The organism is Prosthecobacter dejongeii, from assembly GCF_014203045.1.
GTDB lineage: Bacteria > Verrucomicrobiota > Verrucomicrobiia > Verrucomicrobiales > Verrucomicrobiaceae > Prosthecobacter > Prosthecobacter dejongeii.
Map to the genome: position 1 here is coordinate 77,540 of NZ_JACHIF010000001.1, position 23,958 is coordinate 101,497.

The 23,958-nt window shown below is 58.5% G+C and carries 13 protein-coding genes and 1 tRNA gene; 2 read left to right on the forward strand and 12 right to left on the reverse strand.

Annotation, left to right across the window (positions count from 1 at the left end):
- Positions 1 to 94 precede the first annotated feature (94 nt).
- Positions 95 to 880, forward strand: coding sequence for a hypothetical protein (locus tag HNQ64_RS00240; protein ID WP_221305294.1), 786 nt, complete (start codon positions 95 to 97; stop codon positions 878 to 880).
- A 113-nt stretch (positions 881 to 993) separates the two neighbouring features.
- On the opposite strand, the gene HNQ64_RS00245 is transcribed toward HNQ64_RS00240, so the two are convergent.
- Both HNQ64_RS00245 and HNQ64_RS00250 read right to left on the reverse strand, forming a co-directional pair.
- Positions 994 to 2,001: a Gfo/Idh/MocA family protein gene (locus tag HNQ64_RS00245; protein ID WP_184204283.1), complete on the reverse strand. Its 1,008-nt coding sequence runs from the start codon at positions 1,999 to 2,001 to the stop codon at positions 994 to 996.
- 108 nt (positions 2,002 to 2,109) lie between these two features.
- Positions 2,110 to 3,432 carry a dicarboxylate/amino acid:cation symporter gene (locus tag HNQ64_RS00250; RefSeq protein WP_408004353.1) on the reverse strand — a complete coding sequence of 441 codons (1,323 nt, stop codon included), beginning with the start codon at positions 3,430 to 3,432 and terminating at the stop codon, positions 2,110 to 2,112.
- 222 nt (positions 3,433 to 3,654) lie between these two features.
- On the opposite strand from HNQ64_RS00250, the gene HNQ64_RS00255 reads away from it, so the two are divergent.
- Positions 3,655 to 3,739 (forward strand) — tRNA-Leu (locus HNQ64_RS00255).
- A 501-nt stretch (positions 3,740 to 4,240) separates the two neighbouring features.
- Here the strand turns inward: HNQ64_RS00255 and cysK are convergent.
- The 10 genes from cysK to HNQ64_RS00305 form a co-directional block, all read right to left on the reverse strand.
- The gene (gene cysK, locus HNQ64_RS00260) at positions 4,241 to 5,206 is read right to left on the reverse strand and encodes a cysteine synthase A (RefSeq protein WP_184204285.1); all 966 of its coding nucleotides are present in this window, start codon (positions 5,204 to 5,206) and stop codon (positions 4,241 to 4,243) included.
- 19 nt (positions 5,207 to 5,225) lie between these two features.
- The gene (locus HNQ64_RS00265) at positions 5,226 to 5,423 is read right to left on the reverse strand and encodes a YezD family protein (protein ID WP_184204286.1); all 198 of its coding nucleotides are present in this window, start codon (positions 5,421 to 5,423) and stop codon (positions 5,226 to 5,228) included.
- Positions 5,424 to 5,615: 192 nt separating this feature from the next.
- Positions 5,616 to 5,924 (reverse strand): helix-turn-helix domain-containing protein, encoded by a 309-nt coding sequence (locus tag HNQ64_RS00270; protein WP_184204287.1) that lies wholly within the window; start codon positions 5,922 to 5,924, stop codon positions 5,616 to 5,618.
- A gap of 229 nt (positions 5,925 to 6,153) precedes the next feature.
- The gene (locus HNQ64_RS00275; protein ID WP_184204288.1) at positions 6,154 to 17,403 is read right to left on the reverse strand and encodes a filamentous haemagglutinin family protein; all 11,250 of its coding nucleotides are present in this window, start codon (positions 17,401 to 17,403) and stop codon (positions 6,154 to 6,156) included.
- A 14-nt stretch (positions 17,404 to 17,417) separates the two neighbouring features.
- Complete coding sequence (locus HNQ64_RS00280) at positions 17,418 to 18,305, reverse strand: peptidylprolyl isomerase (RefSeq protein ID WP_184204289.1); 888 nt, start codon at positions 18,303 to 18,305, stop codon at positions 17,418 to 17,420.
- On the reverse strand, positions 18,302 to 19,033 hold the full coding sequence (locus HNQ64_RS00285; RefSeq protein WP_184204290.1) for a phage major capsid protein: 732 nt from the start codon (positions 19,031 to 19,033) through the stop codon (positions 18,302 to 18,304). The genes HNQ64_RS00280 and HNQ64_RS00285 overlap by 4 nt, the downstream gene beginning before the upstream one ends.
- 2 nt (positions 19,034 to 19,035) lie before the next feature.
- The gene (locus tag HNQ64_RS00290) at positions 19,036 to 20,895 is read right to left on the reverse strand and encodes a putative porin (protein WP_184204291.1); all 1,860 of its coding nucleotides are present in this window, start codon (positions 20,893 to 20,895) and stop codon (positions 19,036 to 19,038) included.
- 20 nt (positions 20,896 to 20,915) lie between these two features.
- A complete protein-coding gene (locus tag HNQ64_RS00295; RefSeq protein WP_184204292.1) occupies positions 20,916 to 21,650 on the reverse strand; it encodes a TonB C-terminal domain-containing protein in 735 nt (244 codons plus the stop codon).
- Positions 21,651 to 21,671: 21 nt separating this feature from the next.
- Entirely contained in the window at positions 21,672 to 22,073 is a 402-nt protein-coding gene (locus HNQ64_RS00300; RefSeq protein ID WP_184204293.1) for an ExbD/TolR family protein, read from the reverse strand.
- 14 nt (positions 22,074 to 22,087) lie between these two features.
- Positions 22,088 to 23,953, reverse strand: coding sequence for a DUF2341 domain-containing protein (locus HNQ64_RS00305; protein WP_184204294.1), 1,866 nt, complete (start codon positions 23,951 to 23,953; stop codon positions 22,088 to 22,090).
- Between the last annotated feature and the right edge of the window lie 5 nt (positions 23,954 to 23,958).

Consider the following 23,958-nt stretch of genomic DNA (forward strand, 5'->3'; position numbering starts at 1 on the left):
CTTAATAAAATAAGGAGAGCTCATCAAACGATGCAGATTGCCATCATTTTAAGATTCCTTCAGAACTGCTAGATAAATTTAAGTCCACTAAAATATGAATCTCCGCAGATTTTTAAAACTTTCCAGCCTCTCCTTGGCCCTCGGTGCCTCTTCCTCGCCTCAAAATGCCCGTAGCGCTGCCGTCCAACTCACCCCAGCTCAGCTCCAGCGCGTGGGGCAGCGTATCTGGCAAAACGAATGTGCCGGTACGGTGGCGGGACTGACGAGCTGGAATGCGGGGGAAGATTTTGCCTCCTTGGGAATTGGTCATTTTATTTGGTATCCTACAGGCAAGAAAGGGCCGTTTGAAGAAAGTTTCCCACCCCTCGCCACCTTTTTGCAAAGTCGCGGCATCGAAATGCCTGCCTGGACCACCGGCCCCTGCCCCTGGACTAGCAAAGCGAACTTTGAAGCGGACAAAGAGGGCCCCCGCCAGACGGCGCTACGTGGGATTTTAGCGAAAACCGTGGGCCTCCAGACGGAATTCATCATCGCCCGTCTCCAGCGAGCGTTGCCAAAGATGAAAGCTAGCTCGAAGAAACCCGCACTGGTACAGGCCCACTTCGATGCCCTACTGGCCACACCCGAAGGCACCTTTTGCCTGATTGACTACGTGAATTTCAAAGGTGAAGGCACCGCCGCGACCGAGCGCTACAACGGTCAAGGCTGGGGACTGCTGCAAGTTCTGGAAAGCATGAAACAACCCACCCCTGCAGCTTTTGCTGAAGCCTCCAAGGTCGTGCTAGCCCGCCGCGTCCAAAATGCCCCCGCCGCCCGCAAGGAACAGCGCTGGCTAGCTGGCTGGCACAACCGCTGCGATGGCTACAAGCGAAAGCTGTGAGACCTCCCCTTTCACCTTCATGCCCTTCCCCACAAGGCCGACGCGTGTCATTGAAACGTGGCGCTTCTGACTTGAGACGGACGTTCCAAAAGATTGTCGGATTACGGTCGCTCTTAGCTTTTCGGCACAGCGGGTGCGGGTGGCAGCCAGGCCTCAGGTGCCCCGGCTTTGCGGAGGACATCGCGCAGGGCCACGGGCTTGCCATTTTGGCTGCGGCTTTGTTCCGCAGCTTCTAGGAAAGCATAGATTTCCAGCGTTTGAGCGCGGCTTACAGGGGGTTGGCGAGTCTGGAAAAATTTGACGATCTCACGCAGCAGCGGTGTGTAATCACCTTGGTTTTTTTGTTCCACCACCCCTTTTTCACCAAAGCGGGTCAGCTTGTAGTGAGCCGATCCCATGGGCAGAGCGTGGATAGCGTGCAGGGTGCCTAGACGATCCCCCTCCCAGCGGCCCGTGACGACTGAAGCGTTGGGGCTGGCCGTGCGGCGCACCTCAAGGCAGCCGGTCCCCATGACGGTGAAAAGGGCCTCCGCAGGGTGGATGCCGTAGAAGTAAAGGTCGGGATGAAATGGCAGCAGGGGTGAAGGGCCGTAGGAAATGGCGGCTAGCGCTGGCGTGCTTTCTGCCGTGGCCACCTCGATCACGCCCGGGTACCAGCGCATGGCCGAGGCGCTGAAAAAAGGCACCTTAGCCTCCTCCGCAGCTTGGTAGATCGCCACGATGTCCTTCAGGCTCGCGGCCACCGGTTTATCCAGGAAAAAAGGCTTTCCAGACAGCAGCACTTCCCTCACCTGAGCCAGGTGCGGGCGGCCATCCAGGCTGAGAATCATCACCGCATCCACCTTTGCGCACACCTCGGTGATCGTGCCCAGGATCTGCACACCATACTTGTCCTTCAGCGTCGTGGTAAAGCCCTGCACACGGCTCGCACTTTCGGGTAGGTCTGGGCTGCCCCCCACATAGGCGGCCACCACACGCGCTCCAGGGATGTGACTGGGATTGGCAGGATCATTCAGGCGCAGGGTAAACTGCTCGCAGTGAGAGGAATCTAGACCGACGATGCCTATGCGAAGATTTTCAGCCATGAGGGAATGGGGCGTGAGCATGGCTGTGAGAGCCATGATGAGCGCAAACGTAAACCTGAGGTGACGGGCGGCCATGAGTCAAAATGGCACCTGGGTGCCGGGGGTTGCAAGTGGTGAAACGTCTAGGTCACACCTCTTATTCAATCAAGAATTCGGCGGTGGAGGCGGGATCGGTTCCCGCAAATTCGCCCGCAGCGCCTCCGCGCTCAGCTCCCCCTCCCAGCGGCTGATGACCACCGTGGCCACACCATTGCCCACCAGATTGGTGAGGGAGCGGCACTCGCTCATGAAACGATCAATGCCCAGGATCAGCGCCATCGCCGCCACAGGCACGCCCGGCACAGCTTGGAGCGTAGCCGCCAGGGTGATGAACCCCGCGCCCGTCACCCCACTGGCCCCCTTAGAGGTGACCATCGCCACTCCCAGAAGCCCCAGTTGGCTCCAGAGATCCATCGTCGTATTCGTCGCCTGGGCCAGGAAGACCGCGCCCATCACCATGTAAATGTTCGTCCCATCCAGGTTAAAGCTGTAACCGGTGGGGATCACCAGCCCCACCGTGGAGGGCGCACAGCCCAGGCCGCGCAGTTTCTGGATCATCTGCGGCAGCACCGTTTCCGAAGAACTGGTGCCCAGCACCACCAGCAACTCCTCTTTGATGTAAAAGAGAAAACGAAAGATGGAAAAACCTGCCACTCGCGCAATGAGCCCTAACACCACCACCACAAACAGCGCCGAGGTCAGGTAAAAACCCGCCATCAACTTCAGCAACTGCTGCAACGAACCGATGCCGTAACTGCCGACCGTGTGTGCCATGGCCCCCAGTGCGCCCAGAGGGGCCAGCTTGATGAGCTGACGCATGATGCCGAAGAAAACCTCGCTCGCCTGGTCCACCACCCGCAGCACCGGCTTCCCCCGCTCGCCCAAACCCGCGATGGCAAAGGCTGTGAGCATGGCCACAAAGACCACCTGAAGCAGGTTATCCCCGGTAAAGGCACTGAGAAACGTCTTGGGAATGATGTCCAGGATAAAGCCCGTCTTCGTCATGCCCTGCGCCTGCCCCGCATACCCCTGCACCTTCGCCACATCCTTCGCATCCAGCGTCGTCACATCCACATTGAAGCCATCTCCAGGCCGCAGTGTATTCACCACCACCAGGCCGATGATGAGAGCCAGCGTGGACACCACTTCAAAGTAGAGCAGCGTCTTCCCACCCACGCGGCCCAGCTTCTTCACATCCCCTACCGAAGCGATGCCATTCACCACCGTGCAAAAGATGATCGGCGCGATCATCATCTTGATTAAACTAATAAAGCCCTTGCTCAGAGGATCGAGTGCCTTCCCCCAATCCGGCGTGAAATGGCCGATCAAAATGCCCAGTACCACGGCGATGAGCACCTGAAGATACAGCACCCGATACCAAGGCGTACGAGCAGGAGGAGAGTCAGGAGAAACAGCGTGCATGAGCAAAGAGCCGGGATTCAAGGCTGAACCTCCCTCTAAAAGCAAGCCGCGTCTCCACTCATTTTGTATCTGGCGAAGGCGCACTTCCCTCTCCACGGGCCTTCATGGCATGGCCTGGGTCATTCAAACCCACGCATTTCGGCCAGCGCATAAAAAACCAAAGAACCACCGACTTTCCTTTGGCCTCCGGCAAAATCCCGCTAAAGTCACCTCTTTCCCACCCCACCTGCCGCTGTGGTGAAATGGTAAACACAGCAGACTTAAAATCTGCTGGGAGGTAACTCCCTTGCCGGTTCGAGTCCGGCCAGCGGCACCCTTGAAGATCAACGAGTTACAAGCTTTCCAGGTGTTGAATACCCCCTCAAAAAAGTTCACTCGGACGTTTTCCCGACACTTTTTTGGGCAGCTCCACCCAGCGTTCTTTCATGTCACCTCATGAAGGTCAGTCCACAGCTCCAGCAGCAGGATCACGCCACGGTCAGCCATTTTCCCCACGCACACCACTGCTGGATGCTGAATCGCCGACCGAAAAGCTACCCACTATTCACCCGCCTACACCGTCAGTTCCAAGAAATCCCCCCACCGCGAGCGCTACCGCGCCGCGGCTTAACTGAGTGCCATTCTTGCCTGGCATTTTTTCTGGCCTTTGGCATCGCATCTTTAGTTAGGCTATCTTCACCAACGCGGTTACCTATGCCTAGATAGACCGTTATGAGGGCCCCTTAAAGAAGGCCCAAATCAAAGAACTGATCATGGAAAATGACGGGCGCTTTCGCTTAGCAGCAAGGGAAAGTGGCCACGGCATTCAGAAAAATCAAGGATGGCTCACGCGTTCGCGGGCTTCATCCGCCAGGGCGGTGGAGAGGTAGCGCTCTCCGGTGCTACAGCCCACGGTGACGATGAGTTTGCCTGCATTCTCGGGCCGTGCAGCGACCTGGAGAGCAGCCCAGACATTGGCACCAGTGGAAATGCCGACCAGCAGTCCTTCTTCGAGAGCGAGACGGCGCGCGGTATGGATGGCGTCTTCATTGGTCACTTGGATGACTTCATCCACGATTTCTAGATTCAGATTTCGGGGGACAAAACCTGCGCCGGTTCCCTGGATTTTGTGAGGGCCAGGCTGGATGGGCTCACCATTGCGAGTTTGGGTGATGACGGGAGAGGCAGATGGCTCCACGGCGATGGCTCGCACGGAAGGTTTATGGGATTTGAGCACTTCTCCCACACCTGTGATCGTGCCTCCGGTGCCGACGGCAGCGACAAAAATATCCACCGCGCCTTCGGTGTCCGCCCAAATTTCCACGGCCGTGGTGCGACGATGCACAGCAGGGTTAGCCGGGTTGTTAAACTGTTGAGGCATCCAGGCACCGGGTGTTTCTGCAAGGAGTTCCTCGGCCTTACGAATGGCTCCTTTCATGCCGTCTTTGGCGGGAGTGAGCACTAGATTGGCACCGAGTAGAGCCAACAAGGTTCGGCGCTCCAGGCTCATGCTTTCGGGCATGGTCAGGGTGATGGGATAACCTTTGGCCGCCGCTACAAAGGCGAGGGCGATGCCGGTGTTTCCGCTGGTGGGCTCAATGATATGACCACCGGGCTGTAGGGATCCCGACTGCTCGGCCTCCTCGATCATGGCACGGCCGATCCGGTCCTTTACACTGCCTAACGGGTTTTTAAACTCACCTTTGAGCGCAATGGTGGCAGGCGCGTCCGCGCTGATGCGATTGAGTTTGATCAACGGTGTACGGCCGACGGTTTCGATGATGTTGGTTTGGTAAGACATGGTGTTGAAAGGGGAAATGTTAGACGTTACGTTTGTTAGGCAAGGAAGCGGAAGTCGGCCCCGGGAGACGAATTTTCTCAGTGCTCTCCACAAGGGTCACACGGTCTTCATGAACGACAATCTGGATGGAACCAAACCGCAGTCCCTGCACTTTTTGACGAACAAGGTTCGTCCAATAATCAGGGCTTTGGGATGCAGTAGCATCGGGAGAACTCATGCTTTAATCATATTATTCTTATCTACACTTGTAATGTATGAATTAATTAATTGAGTTATGGCGAGCGTTGGCTTTTTGGCTATGCTTCTCAGCCAGAGACGCTCACCACGGGGAGCTCAGATTCCAGGCCCTTTCGTTTCAGCCATTCTGGATTGAAAAGCTTTGCCTGATACTTGTGACCGGAATCTGTGATCAGTGGCTCATCGGACTGAGAGCCAGCCATTGGCGCCGCTCCAGTGAGGACCTTTGTCCAAGCAAAGCTGTCTTCACCCCGCCGGTACGATGGCGGGTAATCAATGAGTGAATCGTGCGTCTGTCCATGCTGGACTGCGCGGTGATCTGCCCCACAGGCAGGCCTTGATCCAGCATCAGCAAAGCTTGAGCTCGCCGGCGTACACTAGAAAATGCACCAGGGCTTGCGCTGACCTGCTCCAGCAACACACGCTGTTCATCGGAGAGACTGACAGAGGAAGGAGCTAGATGAAAATTATGGGTGATCATGTTCATAAACCTGATTCCAAAGGTTGAGTTTAATCAGACAATTGTGATCCATCCGAAGTGGATCCGACCTGGCCATGAAAAGAGCATCTTCCGTTGGCCGGATTCATGTCAGCAAGGGCAGTTCTCCAGTGCTGTGATGACCTGTTCATGGATGAATAATTATCATCTTATTCCTACTTATCAAGAATGAATTAAAAAGGAGTGCACTTCAACTTCCGAATGTTTCGCTTCATTCTGCACCTGAGCGATCTTTTTCTTCCTCATCATCGTCAGTGCCGCCACCATAACCCAGGACCTCGACGGTGATGATGGAGGGAAGATCCTCTTGAGAAGAAGTGTCTCTGTTTTGTGCCACCGTCTGAGCTGCGGATGTATTGTTATTCGCAGCGCTGTTGGTATTGGCCGAGCTAATACTGCCGATGCTAGGTGCCGAAACGGCACCCACCGCGGTTCCCGTGCTGGTGCCGCCGACGGAGATGTTGCCGGCATTTAAAACTGCGGCTGCGGCGATATTAAGGTTACCCGTTGCGCGGATGCCTGCATCTCCCGCATCAATGGTGCCTTCGGGAGCGATCAGATCCACGCTACCAGGGGGCACACCTTTGACTGAAGCGAGCACACCGATGCCACCGCCCGTGGCCAAGCCCGCTAGGTCTGTGGCCACATCGGCACTCTGCGGGTCAATGATCACACGCGTGGGGGGCGCGGCTTGCACAGTCTTGGATGAGGAACCTGCCGCGATGTCTCCCGTCGTGGACCAGATGATCTGGTTACCGCCACGCAGAGTAAAGATGCGTGAGATGCCGAGATTCACACTGCCGTGGGTGAAGATATTGATGTTGCCGCCAGCATCCGTGATGATGCCTGGAGGGGTTAAGGGCGCACCGATCAAATTGGCTGCCAGCGTGAGTCCCCCACCCGGGGCAAAGAGGGTGATGTTACCCCCATTGCGGGTGCGGATATCACGGGCTTGCGTACGGATGCCTCCGTTCCAATCATCTCCTTTAAAGAGTGTGGCGATGGCCTTTTTACCTTCATTGTAATTGCCGAATCCATCGCTGTCAGGGTTGTTGTGGTCACGTCCCGCATCACGAAGAACAAGGAAGAAAATTTCCAAGGCGAGGCGCTTCTGCTCTTCTTCCGGCAACAAGGCAAAACCCGCAGGGGTGATCGGCGCATTTGGATTGGTAGAGACTTCCTTGAGATAACTGGTGCCTTTGGCCCCCATCACATATTGGGTGATGAAGCTGGCAAAGTCGAGGCGGCTATCCGTCAGGCTGGTGGCTGCACCGATCCCTGCTCCTGCAATGATATTCGCGCCTTCGAATGGCAGGAATGGATTGCGCACATTCCCAAGGCTGGTCAGCCCGGCGCCGGTGCCATTGACATTGTTGGGTCCGCTGCCGAGGTCAAGATTCCCTCCGGCCAAGACTTGCAGCGTGCCGGGTCCATTGATCTGAATGTCCCCGGCCAGGGCTCCATTGCCCAGTCCAGAGAGTGTCTGCACGGTGATGTTGCCGCTGCTATTGGCGGCCACCCGCAGCAGCGTATTGGCATGGTAGGGGATGATGTCCCGACCACCAGCGACGATGCTGACATCCTGGGCGGACACGTTTTGGATGTAGAGAGACAAATCCACAATATCCCGTGCGGCCAGGATGCGGGAGGCTTTGGGTGAGAAGAAGGTGAGGCCGGAGATGTCACCTCCCTGTGCGTAGATGCGGGTCGGATTCGGGTCATTGCGATGCAGGATGGAAGGGTCATGCAGGGCCTGCCGAGTCTCCAGCACAGCTTGGGCGCCCGTGGTACCGCCAGACTCGCGAAAAAGCTTGTCCACCAGCTCCAGGAAGTTTGCCCTGGTCGTGCTGGCCTGGGTGGTGCCGACCAGATTTTGATAGGCAAAAGGTGAGGCGACTCCGGGAAGCGAATTCGGATTGGCATCCGAGACTTTGATCGTGGAGGCACCCCAGGCCGTAAAGACCGTTCCCACAGAGGGGGAGATCAGCCCTAGAGGGCTGAGCCCATGGACACTGCCCTGAGTCAGCAATTCCAGGGTGCCGGTGGCGGAGGGGGAGAGGGTGATGTTACCGGCGATGTTGATGTCCCCACTGTAGGCCGTAGCGCGGAAGGTGCCGGGCATGAGGCCAAAGGCGGTGTTGAACGGGGCGACATTGTTTTCCGCCAGCCGCAGCCAGGGTTGCGCCGTTGCGGAGGAAATGGAGGAAAGCAGTTGCTGCGTGCTCGACCAGATTTGCAGCATGGGCAGGAAGACATTGTTCAGCATCGCTCCCTGCCGCAGCGTCACATCTCCCCCGAGCGAGGAAACCTTGAGATAGCTGTCTGCGGCGTAGGTGGAAAAGTAGGTCTTATTCCAGTAACTGTTATTCACGCCTTGAGGCAGGAGGAAGGCATTGGCCACCGGTCCTAGCAACACATCGCCACGGGCACTGACATCGAAGCCGCCCTTACCGACAAACAGGGTAGTGGGCAGCCAGGTGTCAGGATCCTGGACGGCATTGGCTCCATTCAGCGCGCTGATCTGTCCAGGTGACCGCGTCGCATTGGTGGTGATCACCCCGCCCGCAGTGAGGGTGCCCTTACCGCGCTCCACGTAGTAAACCCCGGCATCAATATTATGGCCCGCCCGGACCGTCACGTCACCACCCCCGAGTTCCACCAGTTTGGAGGCATCTGGCACGCCTTTAGGCATACGGGCATTTGTGGGAGCCACGGCATCCACATTCGTCACGTCATTTCCCGCAGTCATCGTTAGATTGCCACCGCCTAGAGTACCCACGCCCTGGAAAAAATTGCTAAAGTCCACCCACCAGGAAGTCGAGGCCACAGCCACGCCAAACCCCGTCCGACCGAACTCACCGGTGGCGGAGTCCACATAACCACGACGATACAACCAGTTGTTAGGCAGCTCACGGGATGAACTGGCACCGAGGCGCTCAATGTTTAGACCAGCACTAATATTCACATGACCGCCCGCCATCGTATAAAAGGCTGGGTAGTTTTGCTGGACCGCGCCGAGAGAGCCCGTGCCTCCCGCCTGGCTAAGGGTGGAAACATCAAATCCCCCACCCAGTGTTGGATCTGCCACCCGTGTGCCGGCTGTGTAGATGCTGGCAAACTGATTCATCAGTTGCACGCTGCGCCCGGTATTGATGTCAATATCGCCGCTGCCTGTGCGAATGACTTGGAAAAGTCCCCGCCCACCACCTGTCAGACTGGCACCGATCATCGTGCTGGTCAGGGCATTATTCCCCCCTGTGACAGACATGGTGCCACCGTCCTTACCCAGTTGCAGGGAGCCACTTTCGGCAGCCAGCGCGGAGACATCCCGCACTTGACGGAAATCTGTTGCCGAGAAGTCCGCACCTGCGGTTAGGCGGAAGCTCCAGCTCTGAGCATTCACGGGCAGGAGGGAGTTTTGAGCCGTTGGCCGGGCCAGCCATAGCCAGGTCGCATCGTTGCTGGCCAGGGTCGGGCTAAAGCCATCACTCAGCGCGTTGTAAAATCTCAGGTTACCAGCCGCGCGCAGAGTAAGCACACCTGCGACAGACTTGGGTCCATAACGGAAGGTAGAGAGGTCCCAGTCACCCGTGGTATTGGAGCCGAGTGCACCAAGAGTGAGGTCACCCGTGGTATTGATAATCTCCGCTCCGGGTGCCAGCACCAGCGCATCGGCCAATGCTGCGTTGTTCGCTAACAAACGATTCGTTATGGAAGTAAAATTTGCACTGGTGCTGCCAGCCGCTCCCTGAAAAGCCTGGGCATTTTGATGAATCGTGGACTGCACACTGCTGCTGATGAGCCCGCCTGTGGAGGTGAGATTGTAGATGCGGTAGCCCTCCACCACGATGCTGGAGGCATCCACGATGGTGCCATTGATGGCCTTTACGTTCAGGTCATTAAAGTTGCTGGTCTGAGGAGCCCGGATGTGCAGCTTGCCGCTGAACTGTCCCTTGCTAGCGCTGCTGCCAACAGTGGATTCTCCTCCGGCAATTTTCGCTGCAACTGACAAATTCAGAAGCGCCCCCGTTTGGATATCCACACTGCCATTTCCTGCGATCCCCTGCCGCTGCGCTCCTGCCTCCAGGTTGATGCTGCCGCCTTTCCCAGAGCTGTCAAACTTCTCCCCAGCCACCGTTAGGACAGACCCCGCATTCAATGTTAGGTCCCGATGCGCGATCAACTGAATGCTCCCTCCCGTGGCTCCTGATGCATTCACCGTGCCCGTCACCGTCACCGAGCCTTGGTCGGCGGAAAGTCGGAAGTTCTTCACCGTGCTGACGCCATCCATGATCACGTCCCCATTGCGCACGCGTAAATCACGCGAGCCCAAGAAACCCGCACCATTCAGACTGGCGTTTAAAACGGCAATGGAGGGCATGGCTCCGACATCGAGCTGGAAGTGCCCTTGGCTACCCCCTGTGCCTCCATGCCCCAGCAAGGTCCCCAGGTTGTTGAAGCCACCTTCAGCAGCGCTGACGTTCAGTGTGCCCGCGTTGCCCCCACCGGCAGCGGCAGCCACATTCACCACCGAACCGGCATTCAGGACGACGTTTCCGTTCGTCGCTGAGAGTCGCACCTCACCTGCATCCGTGTATTGGGTGACATCATAGAATTTTTGCATCGTGCCTCCAGCATCCAGCCGCCCGCTGACTTGGACATTACCGTTCGTCGCCTGGAGCGAAAGCAGACCGCTCGTGGCCACCAGGCGCGTGCTGGCCGTAACTGTGGCACCTTGCAGCGTCAGGCTAGCTCCAAGGCCGGTCGTGACACGGTCACCGATGGTGGCTGAGGGAGCCTGTGCTACCAAGGCACCGTCTGCGTAAAGACCATGACTGGCCGCACGCTCACCGGTGATCAGCGCCGCATTGACCGTGAGATTCCGTTGAGTGCTGAATGCACCCTTCCCGCGTGCCAGCACGCCACCTGCTCCATTCAGAAACACGTTTGCAAACTGATTCACCCGTAGAGTTCCCGCCCCCAGCATGATGGTCTCCGCATTGAAATGGAGCGTGCCATTTCCAACAGCAGGAGCTGTACTGACCACGCTGCCATTGGACCGATTATCCAAGGTGATCTGTTTCGCTGTAAAGTTCACACTCCCGGGCCCCTGGTTGAATCCGCGAATTTCCCCCGCACTTAAAGTTAGACTTTCCGTGGTGGGCAATCCCACCTGGCCAGTGCCATAGACATCCAGAGACGAGTAACTCAGAATTTTAAGCGACTTGGCTGCCTGGAGATTGGCCAGCACAGTGCCGCTAAGAACGAGACCAGGATTGGATTGCAGGGCTCCTGGGCTGTTGAGCAGCAGGCTGACGCGCCCACTGTTGATGGAGTAGGCATTGGCGGAAAGGAGGGCCCCAGCATTTAGATTCGTGGCCGATGTGGTGTCCAGAGTGAGGCTGCCACCCGTGAGGCGTACCCCTGCTGCAATGGTTAGCGATGGACCTGCGGCATCGCTGGTGCCCGTCCGCAGCACCTCGGCCTTCTCATAGCGCGAGACGCGCACTAGAGATCCATTGCCATTGAGGTTCAGAGTCTCCGCCTCGCCTGTGACAGTGCTGGCGGTGGATTTCACTTCCGCATTGGCCGCCAGTGTGATGCCGCCCAGGGAGGCTAGGATCACATCCGCCCCAGTGAGGGCACTACCGGCATTGTTCACGGTGATGCTGGAACTTCGCACGGTGACCCCGGTATCCGTGCGGTGTCCGCCGATGAGTAAACTTTCCGCCCCCCAGTTGCTGAGGGTGGCGGCATTCAGTTCGATGCTGCCCGGCGTTCCGGTAGCTGTGCCGCCGTTGATGATAAAATTCAGCGCGGAGCTGATGTCCACACGGGCGCCTCTGGCGCTGGCTGCCTGTGCCTGGGTCAGCACCTGCCCATTGAGACTCATGGATTGACCGGCCTGGAAGAGCAAGTAGCCGGAGTCCTGCGGCAGCTCTGGCACTGCCACATTCAGATCCCGGGCGCGTTCGGCCAAGAATGAGTTGGCGGAGAATTTCTGGAATTCTGACCGGGCATTAATCACCCCCTGGCCGATGACCTCAAACCGTGTGGCCACAGTCGGTAGGGTGCGGGTGGCATTCTGATCATTGAAGGTATAACCAGAAGCTACACTGACATTCCCCGGCAGTTCCTGCGAGCCCACTGGCAACCCAGCCTTTGGCGTGACCAGCACGGCACCTGACAACAGAGCGTAACGGGCAGGCAGCAGGGTATAGAATCCGGCTGCCAGATTTTTGCTCCCGGCCAGATAGATGCGATCCCCTGCCTGCAAGCCGTTATTCACGTAACCTGCCCCAGCGGCTCGGATCAGATTCGTGGAGGTGTTGAGCGAGTTATACGCACCGTAGGGAGCGTGGTTGGCCGCATAGTCCGGCAGGATGGCGTAACTACCGCTGCTTTCCAGGATGTCCGCCGTGCCACCATTCCCCTGCACCCAGCGATACGCCATGAGGTCCCCACCACCACGTAGGTCCACCGTGGCACCCTGCGCCTGGGTCACATTGGCAGCGGCCAGATGGATGATCTTTTTGGGTAGGCCTCCGGCGGTGATGTCCACGCCGCGTGGATCGATCCAGGTGCTGCCATCCAGGCTGACCCCGTAGGGGATAACGATGCCCTTGCCCGTGTAGGGGTCCACCGCAGACACAGAGGTGATACTGCCCGCACCCAGGGTCAACTGCTGCGTGACTGGAAAGGGCAGCGTGCTTCCTGTCAGTAGATCACGCGGAGCGGTACCTGTGCCGTCCCACCCCAGATTGATGGTGCCGATGGGAGACACGAGCACACCCTTTTGGGCGATGTTGGAGGCGTAAAAGCTGAGGGTGCCTCCAGCTGACAGAGGAAGGCTGCGGCGGCCCGATCCCTCTAGCGTGATGGAGCCGCGCTGGTTCACCCCGCCTGCGAGATAGTCATAGGCCACCGTGGTGAATTTGCCGGCTGAGGTGGTGTAAATCTGACCAGCGCGCATTGTCAGATTCCCCGCGATGGTGAAAATGCCGTTGCCGATGATGTCTCCCTGGTCTGCCGCCAGGGTGGCATTGCCGATGTTTTGCAGCGTCAGCGTGCCGATTTCCAAATGCTTCGAGCTGATGATCAAACGGCCTGCACCATGAGTGGGGGCCACATTCGTGAAGGGGAGTTGGGAAAGCTCGTCTTCAGGTCGCACTGGCGGTTGAAAAGGGGCACCCAAGACAACAGAGAAGGCCGTGAGCCGCACCTCGTCATTGGCGAAAAGGACACCACCATCTGCGACGTGCAGGTAGCCCCGAGCGGTGATGCTCGTGGGTCCGCTGAACTCCAGCACGCCGCCAAGCGTCAGAGAGTCCATGCCACTCTCTGCAAAACGATCTGCTGCGAAATAACCACGCCCGATGAGGGGTGTCCCATCACTGGCTCTGAGCGCCTCTCCAAGTGCCGAAGCATCCTGAGGGAAAGTGCTGCCGAGGGTGCTTCCACTTTGACGAACCACCAAATTCGTATCCAGCACCGGGGGGATCACATCTGGCAGATAAAATCGCCCGGAAGAGACCGAAAGAGAGCCGCCCAAGGCCGTCGAGCCGCCAGCAAATCCACGCAGGGTGGCATCCGTGGCCAGCATCTGGGCTCCGGCTAAAACGATGGCCCCGCCGTGGCTGTCTACTTTCACTGGCTGGCTGTAGAGGCTGTAGAGCGATGAGCCAGCAACAGATGTGGTGGGTGACTGATATAGGACATTCGGATTAGCCGCTGTGGGATGCAGGTCCAGGATTCCACTGGCACCGGACACGTCCAGCACCGCCCCTGAAGCTGCGGCGATGTTTCCCGCAACTGTGATCAGACCGCCCGCAAGCACGGCACCGATGCGGCGTCCGTAAAGGTCCGGCAGAAGCAGGCGTTTACCCGCCGTGGAAAGCACACTTTGAGATCCGATGTAAACGGTGGTCAACGCCTGCGACTGGTCCCCATACAGCAAAGAAAAGGAATCGTCCCCGCCCTGGATTTCGATGTGCCCACCCGGTGTCTCGATGGACCCGAGTACCGCCACGCCATGGCCATTGAGCGTGACGTGGGCCAGGGCATCCGTGCGGATGGAGGCGCCTACCCCCAAGATGACCTCACCCCGGATCTTCAGGCCCTCCAGGCCGTTGACCCCGGGAGCGGAAAAGTTGATGTCTGTAGGCCCGCGCACGCCTTCCGGGTTGCGCACGATCCGCGTGGTCAAATCAGGCCCTGTAGATGCAACGATGCTATCCGCCACGGGGGTGATGACCGTGCCTGGGGCGATGTAAACGCCGGGCAAAAACTCACCTACGGTCGCCGTGGGCAGGCCCAAGCCACTGAGGTGGTAGTCACTGAATCCCCCCCGGGTAAAGAAGTCCGGCTGGAGCAGCAGCGTGTCCGCATGCAGGGCCGCACCCCCCACCTGCACCAGTGGGGCCTGAATGGCCAGGCTGCCACCGTGACTCCCTCCAGAATAACCCAGCAGAGTGGAGCCAAGGTTCAGCAGTTTTCCACCCGTGACATAACCGAGGGTGGGATCTTGCCCAGCCTTCACCTGGATGCCCCCAGCATTGCCGTAATGAACGGCGCCACCAGGATCCACCAGCACCCCACCGGATACGTCCAGCACACTCCCGGACAGCAGGTTGGCCGTGTAGGCATTGATGCGGATTTCGCCACCCGCCATAGCGTAGTCGGGCCGCAGCGGTGAGCCCACGTGCAGTCGATCATCCGTCAGCGTCCCCGCCGTGCTGATCCGTCCTGATGCCCCAAGGGTAAAGACGCCACGCCCCACGGAAGGCGGCGGCTCGATGGGCAGTGGGTCACGCTGGAGTGCCAGTGCAACAGAAGGGGAAATGTTCAACACCTTGAGGTCAATGATACCCCCAGGCGCGCTGAGCGTGCCCAGGATATCCATGTTCGCCGCGCTCAGGGTGAGGCTCCCGTGCACCGTCGCCTGCAGCGTAGTGTCGGCCGGGACGACGATACGACCGTCGTTATTCTCCACCGTCAACTTGCCAAATCCGCCCTGAGTCAGGAGCGCTGGGGAAAGAAACACATCAGCCAGACGGTCTGCCCGCAGGGTAGTTGGACTTCCGTTGGCATCCAGGGTGAAGGCGTCAGCGGTGGTTTGTTCAACGCCTGACTGGAAAGTCACAGTAGGCGGTGTCGGTGAAAAGATGGGATACACGGAGGTCAGCAGTTCCTGGGCTTCAAATTTCAGCGAAAATTCGCTCAGCTTCGGGGCATCCACTCGCTGGGTCGGTCCGGCCACCGTGCGGCTAGTGAAACTGCCGTCCAGAGCGACTGCAGCGGCGGCGATCTTGACACTACCGCCATCTCCGCTGAAGACATAACCAGAAGCATCGTAAGCACCCTTCGGCGTGATGGGATTATTAAACACATCCCGCGTGGCCCACTTCAGGCTCAGTGGCTGGGAGGTGGCCGTGTAGATGCCGCTGTAAACCAAGTTCGGTGTGGCATCGGCTATGTCATAGATGTTACCGTTCGAGATCAGTTTAGTCGTCTTCACCGCGCCGCCCTTGTAGTTGATCCAGCCGGCTGAAGTATTGATGTTTGAGCCCCGCTGCATCACCACGCTGCCCCCCGCATTCAGATCCACAGAGCCACCATTCACGGTCAGTTCACCCACCTTCCGCTGGATGATGTTCGCATAACCGGAGAGATCCGCCAAGGGGGTACCCACCCACGCCTTGCCGTTGTAAGTCCCCGTATTGCGGATGTCCACGGTGATGGTCTGCCCGCGTAGGGCACCGAAACGCTGCAGCGGTGAATCCGCCAACTCGGAGGCACGCAGGTCCAGCGTGATGAAATTTTGGGAGACCGGCACCTCCACATCGGTGGAACCTGCGACGTTGATGACGGCATTCGTGTCCAGGTAGATCTGTCCACCATTGTGGACGAAGTAGCTCTGCGGAATCGTCCCCCCTACATAGTCCCAGACACCTGCATCCACCTTCACGAGGGCATTCGGTGCCAGCAGGGTGGAGTCCTTACCGAAGTAAACAGCACGTCCGTTGATGTTCACCTGGGAGCGGAGAGCCAGTTCTTTCCCGATGACTTTTTCCGTGCTTGCCCATTCGGGCAGGATCTGGGTCACGCTGTTGTCCGCCAGCCGCACGGTGCCAGTTTTTTGATATAGAAAGGCGGGGACGTTTGGAAACAGCACCGGATCATAGGCACTGTTCGTCACCGCTCCATAACTCGCCGAAAGATCAACCCGCCCGTTGAGGGCCACGGAAGTGGAACTGCTGATCACGCTGTTTTGCTCCACCGTTTTTCCAGTCAGGGTGATGTTCGCACGGGGAGAGTCAATGAGGCCCTCATTTTTCACCGTCCCGGCATACTCAGGCACGGCGGAAAGAGGATCCACCACTGCTCCGACAAAGGTATCCAGCCCACGCAGGCTAGGGTCGCTGCTGCTATGGGCGACAAAACCCACCTGGAGACCAGCAGCCAGGATCGTCTGCCCGTCTGGCGTCAGGATCGTGCCACGGTTCGTCACGTTCGCACCGACCAGCACCACACGACCGCCGACGCTGGCCGCTGAGGTAGGGGCCTCAATGACCGCCCCCGCCTGTACCACTACGTCCCCATACTTGCCACTGGCAGGAGCCGCAGGCGGTGTGAATCCCGGTGTGGGGCCCTTGCTGCCCGCTGGCAGGGCCAGGGCGCTGAAGAGGAACTGCGCATCGGGATTATTCAGCAGACCGCGCTGGATGAGGTTGTCATTGATGGGCAGGGCCGAGGCCACCAGAGTATGGACATTCACCTGGCTGCTGCCGCCAAAAAGGATGCCGTTCTGATTGATCACATACACCTGTCCTGGAGCCTCAATGCGGCCGAGAATCTGCGAGGGGCGTCCGGATGGATCATTGACTTTGTTGTAGGCCACCCACTGAGACTGATTGGAGCCTCCGGCGCTTTGATCGAATTTTAATGTCGTTTCCTTACCCACATTGAAGGTGCGCCAATTCAGCAAAGCTTGTTGGGCCGTCTGCACGATGGTCACATTCGTGCGGCCAGCGGTCTGGGCCTGGGAGGGCAGATTTGCCCCGGTCCACAGGCCGGGATTGGAAGACACGCCGGGATCTACCTCCAGGCCCCCTTCCCCGAGGCCATTGGGCACATCCGGCAGCCCAGTTCCCAGGTTATTGGGACCATGGATCGCCGCCAGCCGTGCGGCCTCTTGAAGCTGACGGACAGCCTCCAAAGACAGGTGTGTGCGGCGCAGGATGTCCTGCGCCATGGCCCGGTTTGCCTCCAGATTCACAGGCGTGCCGCCCCCTCCTCCGCCACCTGTAGGATTAGGTCCAGACGGGGCCGTGCCACCCCGCAGAATATCCGCCGCCAAAGTGGGTGGCATGCTGCCCACGAGCGCCAGAAATACCGTAAATGACGCGGTCAGAAAGGTGTGCTGTTTTTTAAAACGGCGGAGGGTCTGTAAAAAAGTCATGGGCATAGCGAGGGCTAAGGATTCGCGGGGGCGGCTGGCAGCACTTGTGGCAGTGCAGACTTGTTGAGCTCCAGCGGATGCTCCTTTAAAAGTCTGGACAGATAGGCCTGCGTATTTGCGCTCAGCTTTTCCTGCCGTAGCTGTTTGACCAGTTGGGCACGCACCTGTTCAAGAGTGGGTGTGAAGGCAGCCCGCGCATCCAGTAGTTTTAAGATGTGCCAGCCGTCTTTCAGTTCGAGGGGCGGACTGATTTCATGAAGCTTTAGCCGCGTCACCGGCTCCCGAAATTCAGGCTGGATCTGCGCCTCCGTGACCCAGCCGATTTCCCCACCATGCGCGGCGCTCAGAGTTTCCTGGCTGTGCTTCCCGGCGACATCGGCAAAGTCCGCCTTTTCGGCCTTTAGCAGGGCCTCCACTTTGGCCAGATTTTTCTCCGAGTCAGGGCCCTGAGCGATGAAAATCTGAGCCAACCGAAATGAACGGGGTTGGATCAAGGACTCCCGGGTCTTTTCATAGGCCTGCCTGACTTCCGCCTCGGTGGGGTAATCCGGCGGTGGCTGCGAGACGGATTCCAGATAAGTCTCCGTCAGGGTGCTGTCGCGCACCCGTTCCAGTTTGGCCACCACCGCAGGTTGTTGATGCCAATTTTGCTCCATGGCCTGTTGGAGAACCAGCCGCTGCACCAGCAGAGAACGGACGAGCTGCTCCAGCATGGCGGGATCGCGTCTCACGGACTCCAGTTGCCCGGCTTCCAGGGAAGCCACCGCGCGCTGCAAGTCCTCCACCTGAACGTCCAGCGCCCCCAGACTTCCCAGTGTTTCGGCAGGCAGAGGCATCGCCGCTGAAAGCATCCACAGCAGGCCCAAGACTGACGTCGAAAAGGTTTTCTTGGCAGAGTTCATGGCTTTTGGGGAACCTGCACGGCCGCAGCGTTTTTCTTCTCCTCTTCGGTGATCTCGGTAGGTACGGTAGGTTTGGCCGCCTCGTCTAAGAAGGGGTTGTACTTGCTGTCGCGAAGGCGGTCACCGTAGTCCTGCACCAGATTCTGCAACTTTACACGGGTTACGCCAACAAAGGGTTCCCGCGCGGTGAGTGCGGTGCCGAGGCCGAAGTTTTGCAGACGCTCCAGCACCTCGCTGCCAGTTTCATAGAGCTCCAGATTCTGCCGTTCCCGCTCCGCTAGTTTCCGCTCCGCCAGCACGCCTTTAGACACGGCCTTGGCGCGCAGGGCCTCCCGCTCTTTGGCGATCTTCACAGCCTCGGCATACCCGGCCTTCCACTTCTCGAGCGCCTCCTTGAGCTGAGCGATCTGCTTTTCCTGGGCATCGCTTTTGACCTGCAGACCATCGATATTCTTTTTCGCAACTTCTTGTTCGGCAGCGGCATCTTTGTTGAGGGAGACGATCTTTTTGTTCAGGCCTTCTACCTGGGACTCCAGTTGTTGGATTTTGGCCTCATTTTGAATTTTATCAGCCTGCAGGTTTGCACGCTCAGTCTGCGCCGTTCGCAGTTGCAGCATGGTGTTGCGCAGGGTGTCACGCAGGCGCTGCTCCGCCGGGCTGATGTCCTGCGCAAACACCGAGGCCGACAGCGCGAAGGTCAAAAATAAAAAAAGAAGGGGACGTTTCATGACTAAAATTTGGCGCTGAGGTCCAACTGGATGATGTCGCTTTTAAACTGCGGTCCAGCGATCTGGCTGGCGCTGAAATAACGCAGTCCAATTTGCACCCGCTGAGACAGTGCGATGGCCGCACCGAGGGTGTAGCCCTTCATGTTCGTGCCGCCACCGCCGAAGTCCTGGTCGTTGAAGCCATCAATCACGGCATCTGACTCCACATGGCGGTAGCCGATGTAGGCATTCCAATCACCACGTTTTTCCATCAACGGTTTGCCCACCCGCAGGTTGAAATAATAAGCGGTGTCGCCTCCATCAAACGCGCCGCCACCGCCACGGTTATTGACGGCAAATTCCTCCAATCCAGCAGCATCAAAGGCGGTGTTTCGCAGGTATTCTCCCAGGAGTGAGACCTGAACTGGCTCATAACCATTGTAGTCCAGACGACCCGTGATGGAATGCACCCTGAACGGTGTGGCCAGGCCGTAATATTGGAACTGGTTGATCGTGCCGTTGTTGTTCGTGGCATCTGCAATGATGCGGCGCAAGCGGCGGTAGGTGTTACCCTTCTGGGCAAAGGTGGGACGGGTGTGATCAGTGTCGCCCGGATCTTCGATATTGCGTGGAATGTAGGGGCTGGAAAGCTCACCTTCGACGTTTCTGAAATCGTAGTAAGCGGTGGCCAGCTTCAGGTTCCAGTCTTTGCTGATCTTCCAGTCCACTCCGATCTGGGCGGCATTGAGCCACTTGTCCTTGCTCTCAAACTTCGCGGGTTGATTGGAGGCGACATGCAGGTCTGAATTAAAGATGGGGAAGGTGCCGATGACCAAGAACGGCTCGATGCCCTCATAGACTTCATGATGGGCGGATAAAACCAGGCCGTCGAAACCGAGATCGTCTGAATAAATAGCGGTGGTACTGAAGAAAGGATTGTCAAAACGGCCCACGGAGATGGAGATGCTCTCCACTGGCTCCCAGCGCAGAAAGGCTCGGTCCAGCCAGATGGCGTATTTGGAAAACTGCCCACCCTGCTGCTGGGCGGCACCGCCTGGGGTTTGGTTGGCATAACCAAAACTTTGGTTACCTGAAACCGGACTGTTGGTGTCACCAGTGCCCAGGCGAATACCGAGCGTAAAGTTGTCGTCCAGATCCAGCTCGGCCCCAAATCTCAGCAACAAGCGCGCGCGTTGACGATCCTGATCCGTATTAAGCTGCGGGGCGAAGAGCACGCCGGTTTCATCATAGGCAGGACCGGTGTTGATGGCATTGAAGTTCGGGAAGGCCCCAGTATTGGAGTTCCCACCAGGAAAGGTGATGCTCTCATAGCGCACGCGGAACTCGGCGTGAGGGTGAAAGGTGGATACCCAATGCGGAAGCTCATACTGAGGAGTCAGCCATTTTTTAGTCTCAGCCTCCCGCAGCAGTTCGGTTTTGATCTGGCTGCGCATTTCATCCTTCACCACCTCAGGGATGTAGGTCACCCGCACTTCATCATCCGAGGCGGGCGGTGCCTCGGCGGCCGTTTGTGCAGCGGTGAAAAGCGCCTCCCTCTCTTGCGCAGCAGCGGCCGCATCCGCCTTAGCGAGGTTGATCATGTCCTGGGCATCGGCCTGGGTCAGCACCCCACGTTCGACGAGGCGGTTCACCAGGTTGATGGCAAAGCTTTCCGAAAGCTGCACCCGAGGCTGGGCAGCAGGTGCGAGCGGCGCCTGCGCAGCCGGCTGCTCCCCAGGTTCCTCGACCGGCAGCGGCAACAGTTCATCAATGGACGGCGGCGAGTCCGGGGTGGGCGTGGCGTCCTGGGCCAGCAGCGGCCAGGAGGCCAGGCCTGCGAGCAGGGTCAGTCGGTGGAGGAAGAACCGGGAGTTATTTTTCATCGCTGTCAAAAAGCAAACATTCAGTTAGGTCGGCGTGCGGTAAGGCGAAGCACGATGGGGCGGGGCATGTCCGCTGGCGGGGGCTGAGTCAGGCGCAGACCGGTGAGGACCTCGTTTTCGATGGCTTCATCCAAGGCACGGTCACCCGTGGAGCGGGCCAGGCTGGCACGGGTGATGCGCCCAGTATCGTCAGGCCAGATGCGTACCTCGATCCGGGCCTCGGCACGGCTGGTCTTGCGATTGCTGCGAAGTGCTTCGGCGATGCGGGTCTGCACCTGGGCGGCATACCAGCCGTACTTGCTGCCGTCCCCTCTGCGGCCGGAACCACCAAGACCGCTGCCGCCACGTCCAGTGCCCCCAGGCCCGCCGAGACCAAAGCCATCGCCAGGGCCATCACCCACAATGCCCGTGGATAGGTCCGGGCCTGCAGGGGGCTCGTCCGGCGGTGTTTCCTGCGGGGGAGGTTCATCCTCTTTCACCTCTTCCTGGACAATCATTTCTTCTTTCGGCGGTTCACGTTCCTCCGGCTTCTCTGGGGGCGGGGGTGGCGGAGGTGGGGGCGGAGGCGGTGGGGGCGAAATGCGCACCATTGAAAACTCCTGAGTGCGGGCGGGTTTGGACGGCCCTTCCCCTAGCATCTCCGGCAAGATCCAAGCTGCGGCCAGCAGGCCTCCCGTGCCCAGGATCAAAAGCAGCCGATGGCGCTGGAAAAAACCACGTTCGTCTTCGTCTTCTTCGATGTTGTTCCGGCTCATGATGATGCTGGGGTTCGGTCGTTATTTTTTCGCAGCCTGGGTCGCCAGACCGACCTGGGAGATGCCCAGGGCACCGACGACATTCAGCACCTCCATGATGCTCTGATACTGGGTGGTGCTGTCACCACGGATGATCACAGGGAACTCTGGATTCGCCGCCTTGTGGGCCTCCAGTTTCGTTTGCAACTCACCCAGCGAGACCGGGATGGTGTTGAGAAAAATTTTGCCCTCGTTGTTGATGGTGATGGCCTGGCTTTTCGGCGCGCTCAGCACCGGGGCGGAAGCACTGCCCTTGGGCAGATTCACCTTGACCCCCTGCACACCAGCCGTCGTCATGATGATGAAGATGAGCAGGAGGACCAGATAGAGGTCCACCATGGGAGTGACGTTGATGTCGTCGTAGCTTTTGGAGTCGGATTGCATGGGTGGCAGGAGGGTTAATGACCTGACGCAGACCCACTGCCGCCCGTGTCTCCAGGCGTGGGGTAGAACTCGGCCATCTTGGCGACGAATTCGTCATTAAAGACCTGCATGGAGACGATGAGGTCTTTGATCCGGGAGCTGAGGTAGCTGTAGATGAACAGCGCTGGAATCGCGACGACCAAACCCGCCACAGTGGCAAGCAATGCGCTGGCGATGCCGGGGGCGATGGAGTTGACATCCACTTCCCCACTCTTCGCGATGATGGCAAAGGTGATCATCACCCCGACCACCGTGCCCAATAGGCCAACATAAGGGCCGCCCGCAATACTGATGGTTAGGAAAATCAATCCTTTATTCATCCGCTGGTTTTCCCGCACGAGGCCTGACTCCAGGGCTGCACGAATGGCCTGAATGGATCGAGCGGAAAGCCCTTTCGACTTGTCCTTTCCGGCACCGAGGCGATGGTGGATCTCATCCGACCCAATGTGATACAGGTGATATATGGGCGAGCGCTTCAAGTGCGTCAGCGTCTTTTTATCCACATTGCCGCCGAGATTTTTTACACTCTCTGGATCGTCATGATCCAGCACGGTCAAATCAGAGGAAATCTGGTTCCACAGTTTGATGAAGGCCTCACTGCCCTTTTGGATGCTGTTGAGGTAGGTGAACTTTCGGATAGCCACCCCCCAACCAGCAATGATCATAAGCACGCATACGCCGATGGCGATCCAGCCGTCGAACATCATGTTTTTAGCAATGTCGCCAAACAGCATCACGTGCTCGAGCATCTCGCTGTGACCAGCACCGCCGCCGGAAACTTCGTCCTCTCCGGTGACCAGCAGTTTGCTAGCCTCCGCCCCAGTTCCCTGGTTGGTGGAGGCAAACTGAAGCTGCGCGGCAGGTCGTGCCACTTTAGAAATCTGGAGCTCGTCCAGCTCCCCGGTAAAGCCGTTCGGGCTTCCTGTGCTGTCTTTCCCCAGCAATGCGGTTCCCTTCAGAGCTGGCACTCCCACCGCCAGAGTGGCGTAAGACTTGCCATCCAGATACAGGGTGGTCGTGCTGCCGCTGCTGACGACGGCCAGATGCCGCCACACATTCGGCGTGAGAGGCTCCGCCGCCGCACTGCGCTGTGTGCCTGCCGCGCTGCTGAGCTCGACATACGGCACGCCATTGTTCTCCCCGATGATGAAAGCGGCTGCACCATCGCGGCGACTGAACAACACGGCATCTGGCTGGAGGGCCAGTGGCTTGATCCAGGCAGACCAGGTGATGGAAGAACCCGCGCTCCATTCCAGCGAAGGGGCCGCAGCGACGGTGATGACACTCTCCCCGGTGAGACGCAGACCACCGCCGATCAAAGCCCCGCCCAGCGGCACGGCACTGCCTTCCGCCTTCTGCCCAGCGGGCGAGGAGTCCACGGGTGAACCAGTGCTTTCCGCGAAGTGATAAACCAGGGTGGTTTCAGCATCATAGGTGCCCTTCACATCCGCTGCACTCGGGTCATCTCCCTGGTTGCCATAGTAGAGCCAAAAGTGGGTCTCAGCGCCGGGCTTTACTTCCGGCACCTTCACCCACACATAGGCTTCATTGAGCAGGCTATCATAGCGTTCGATGTGATGCACCAGCGGTGTTTTATCATCTTCCGCCAGAAAGCGGATGTCGCTACCGTCCTCCTTCGCAGAGAGAAACTGAAAGTTGCCCTCGTGCAACCTCACCAGCACGGCGGCGGCTCCTACAGGTGCAGTGATGGCACTGCCAGTGCTGGCGGTGTTGACAGTGATCTTCTTGCGCAGTGTCCACTCCGGTTTCCACCAGGAGGCGGCATTGGCAAATGGAGCGAGGATGACAAAGGCGAGGATAAACGTGAGGACGCGGCGCATGCGGG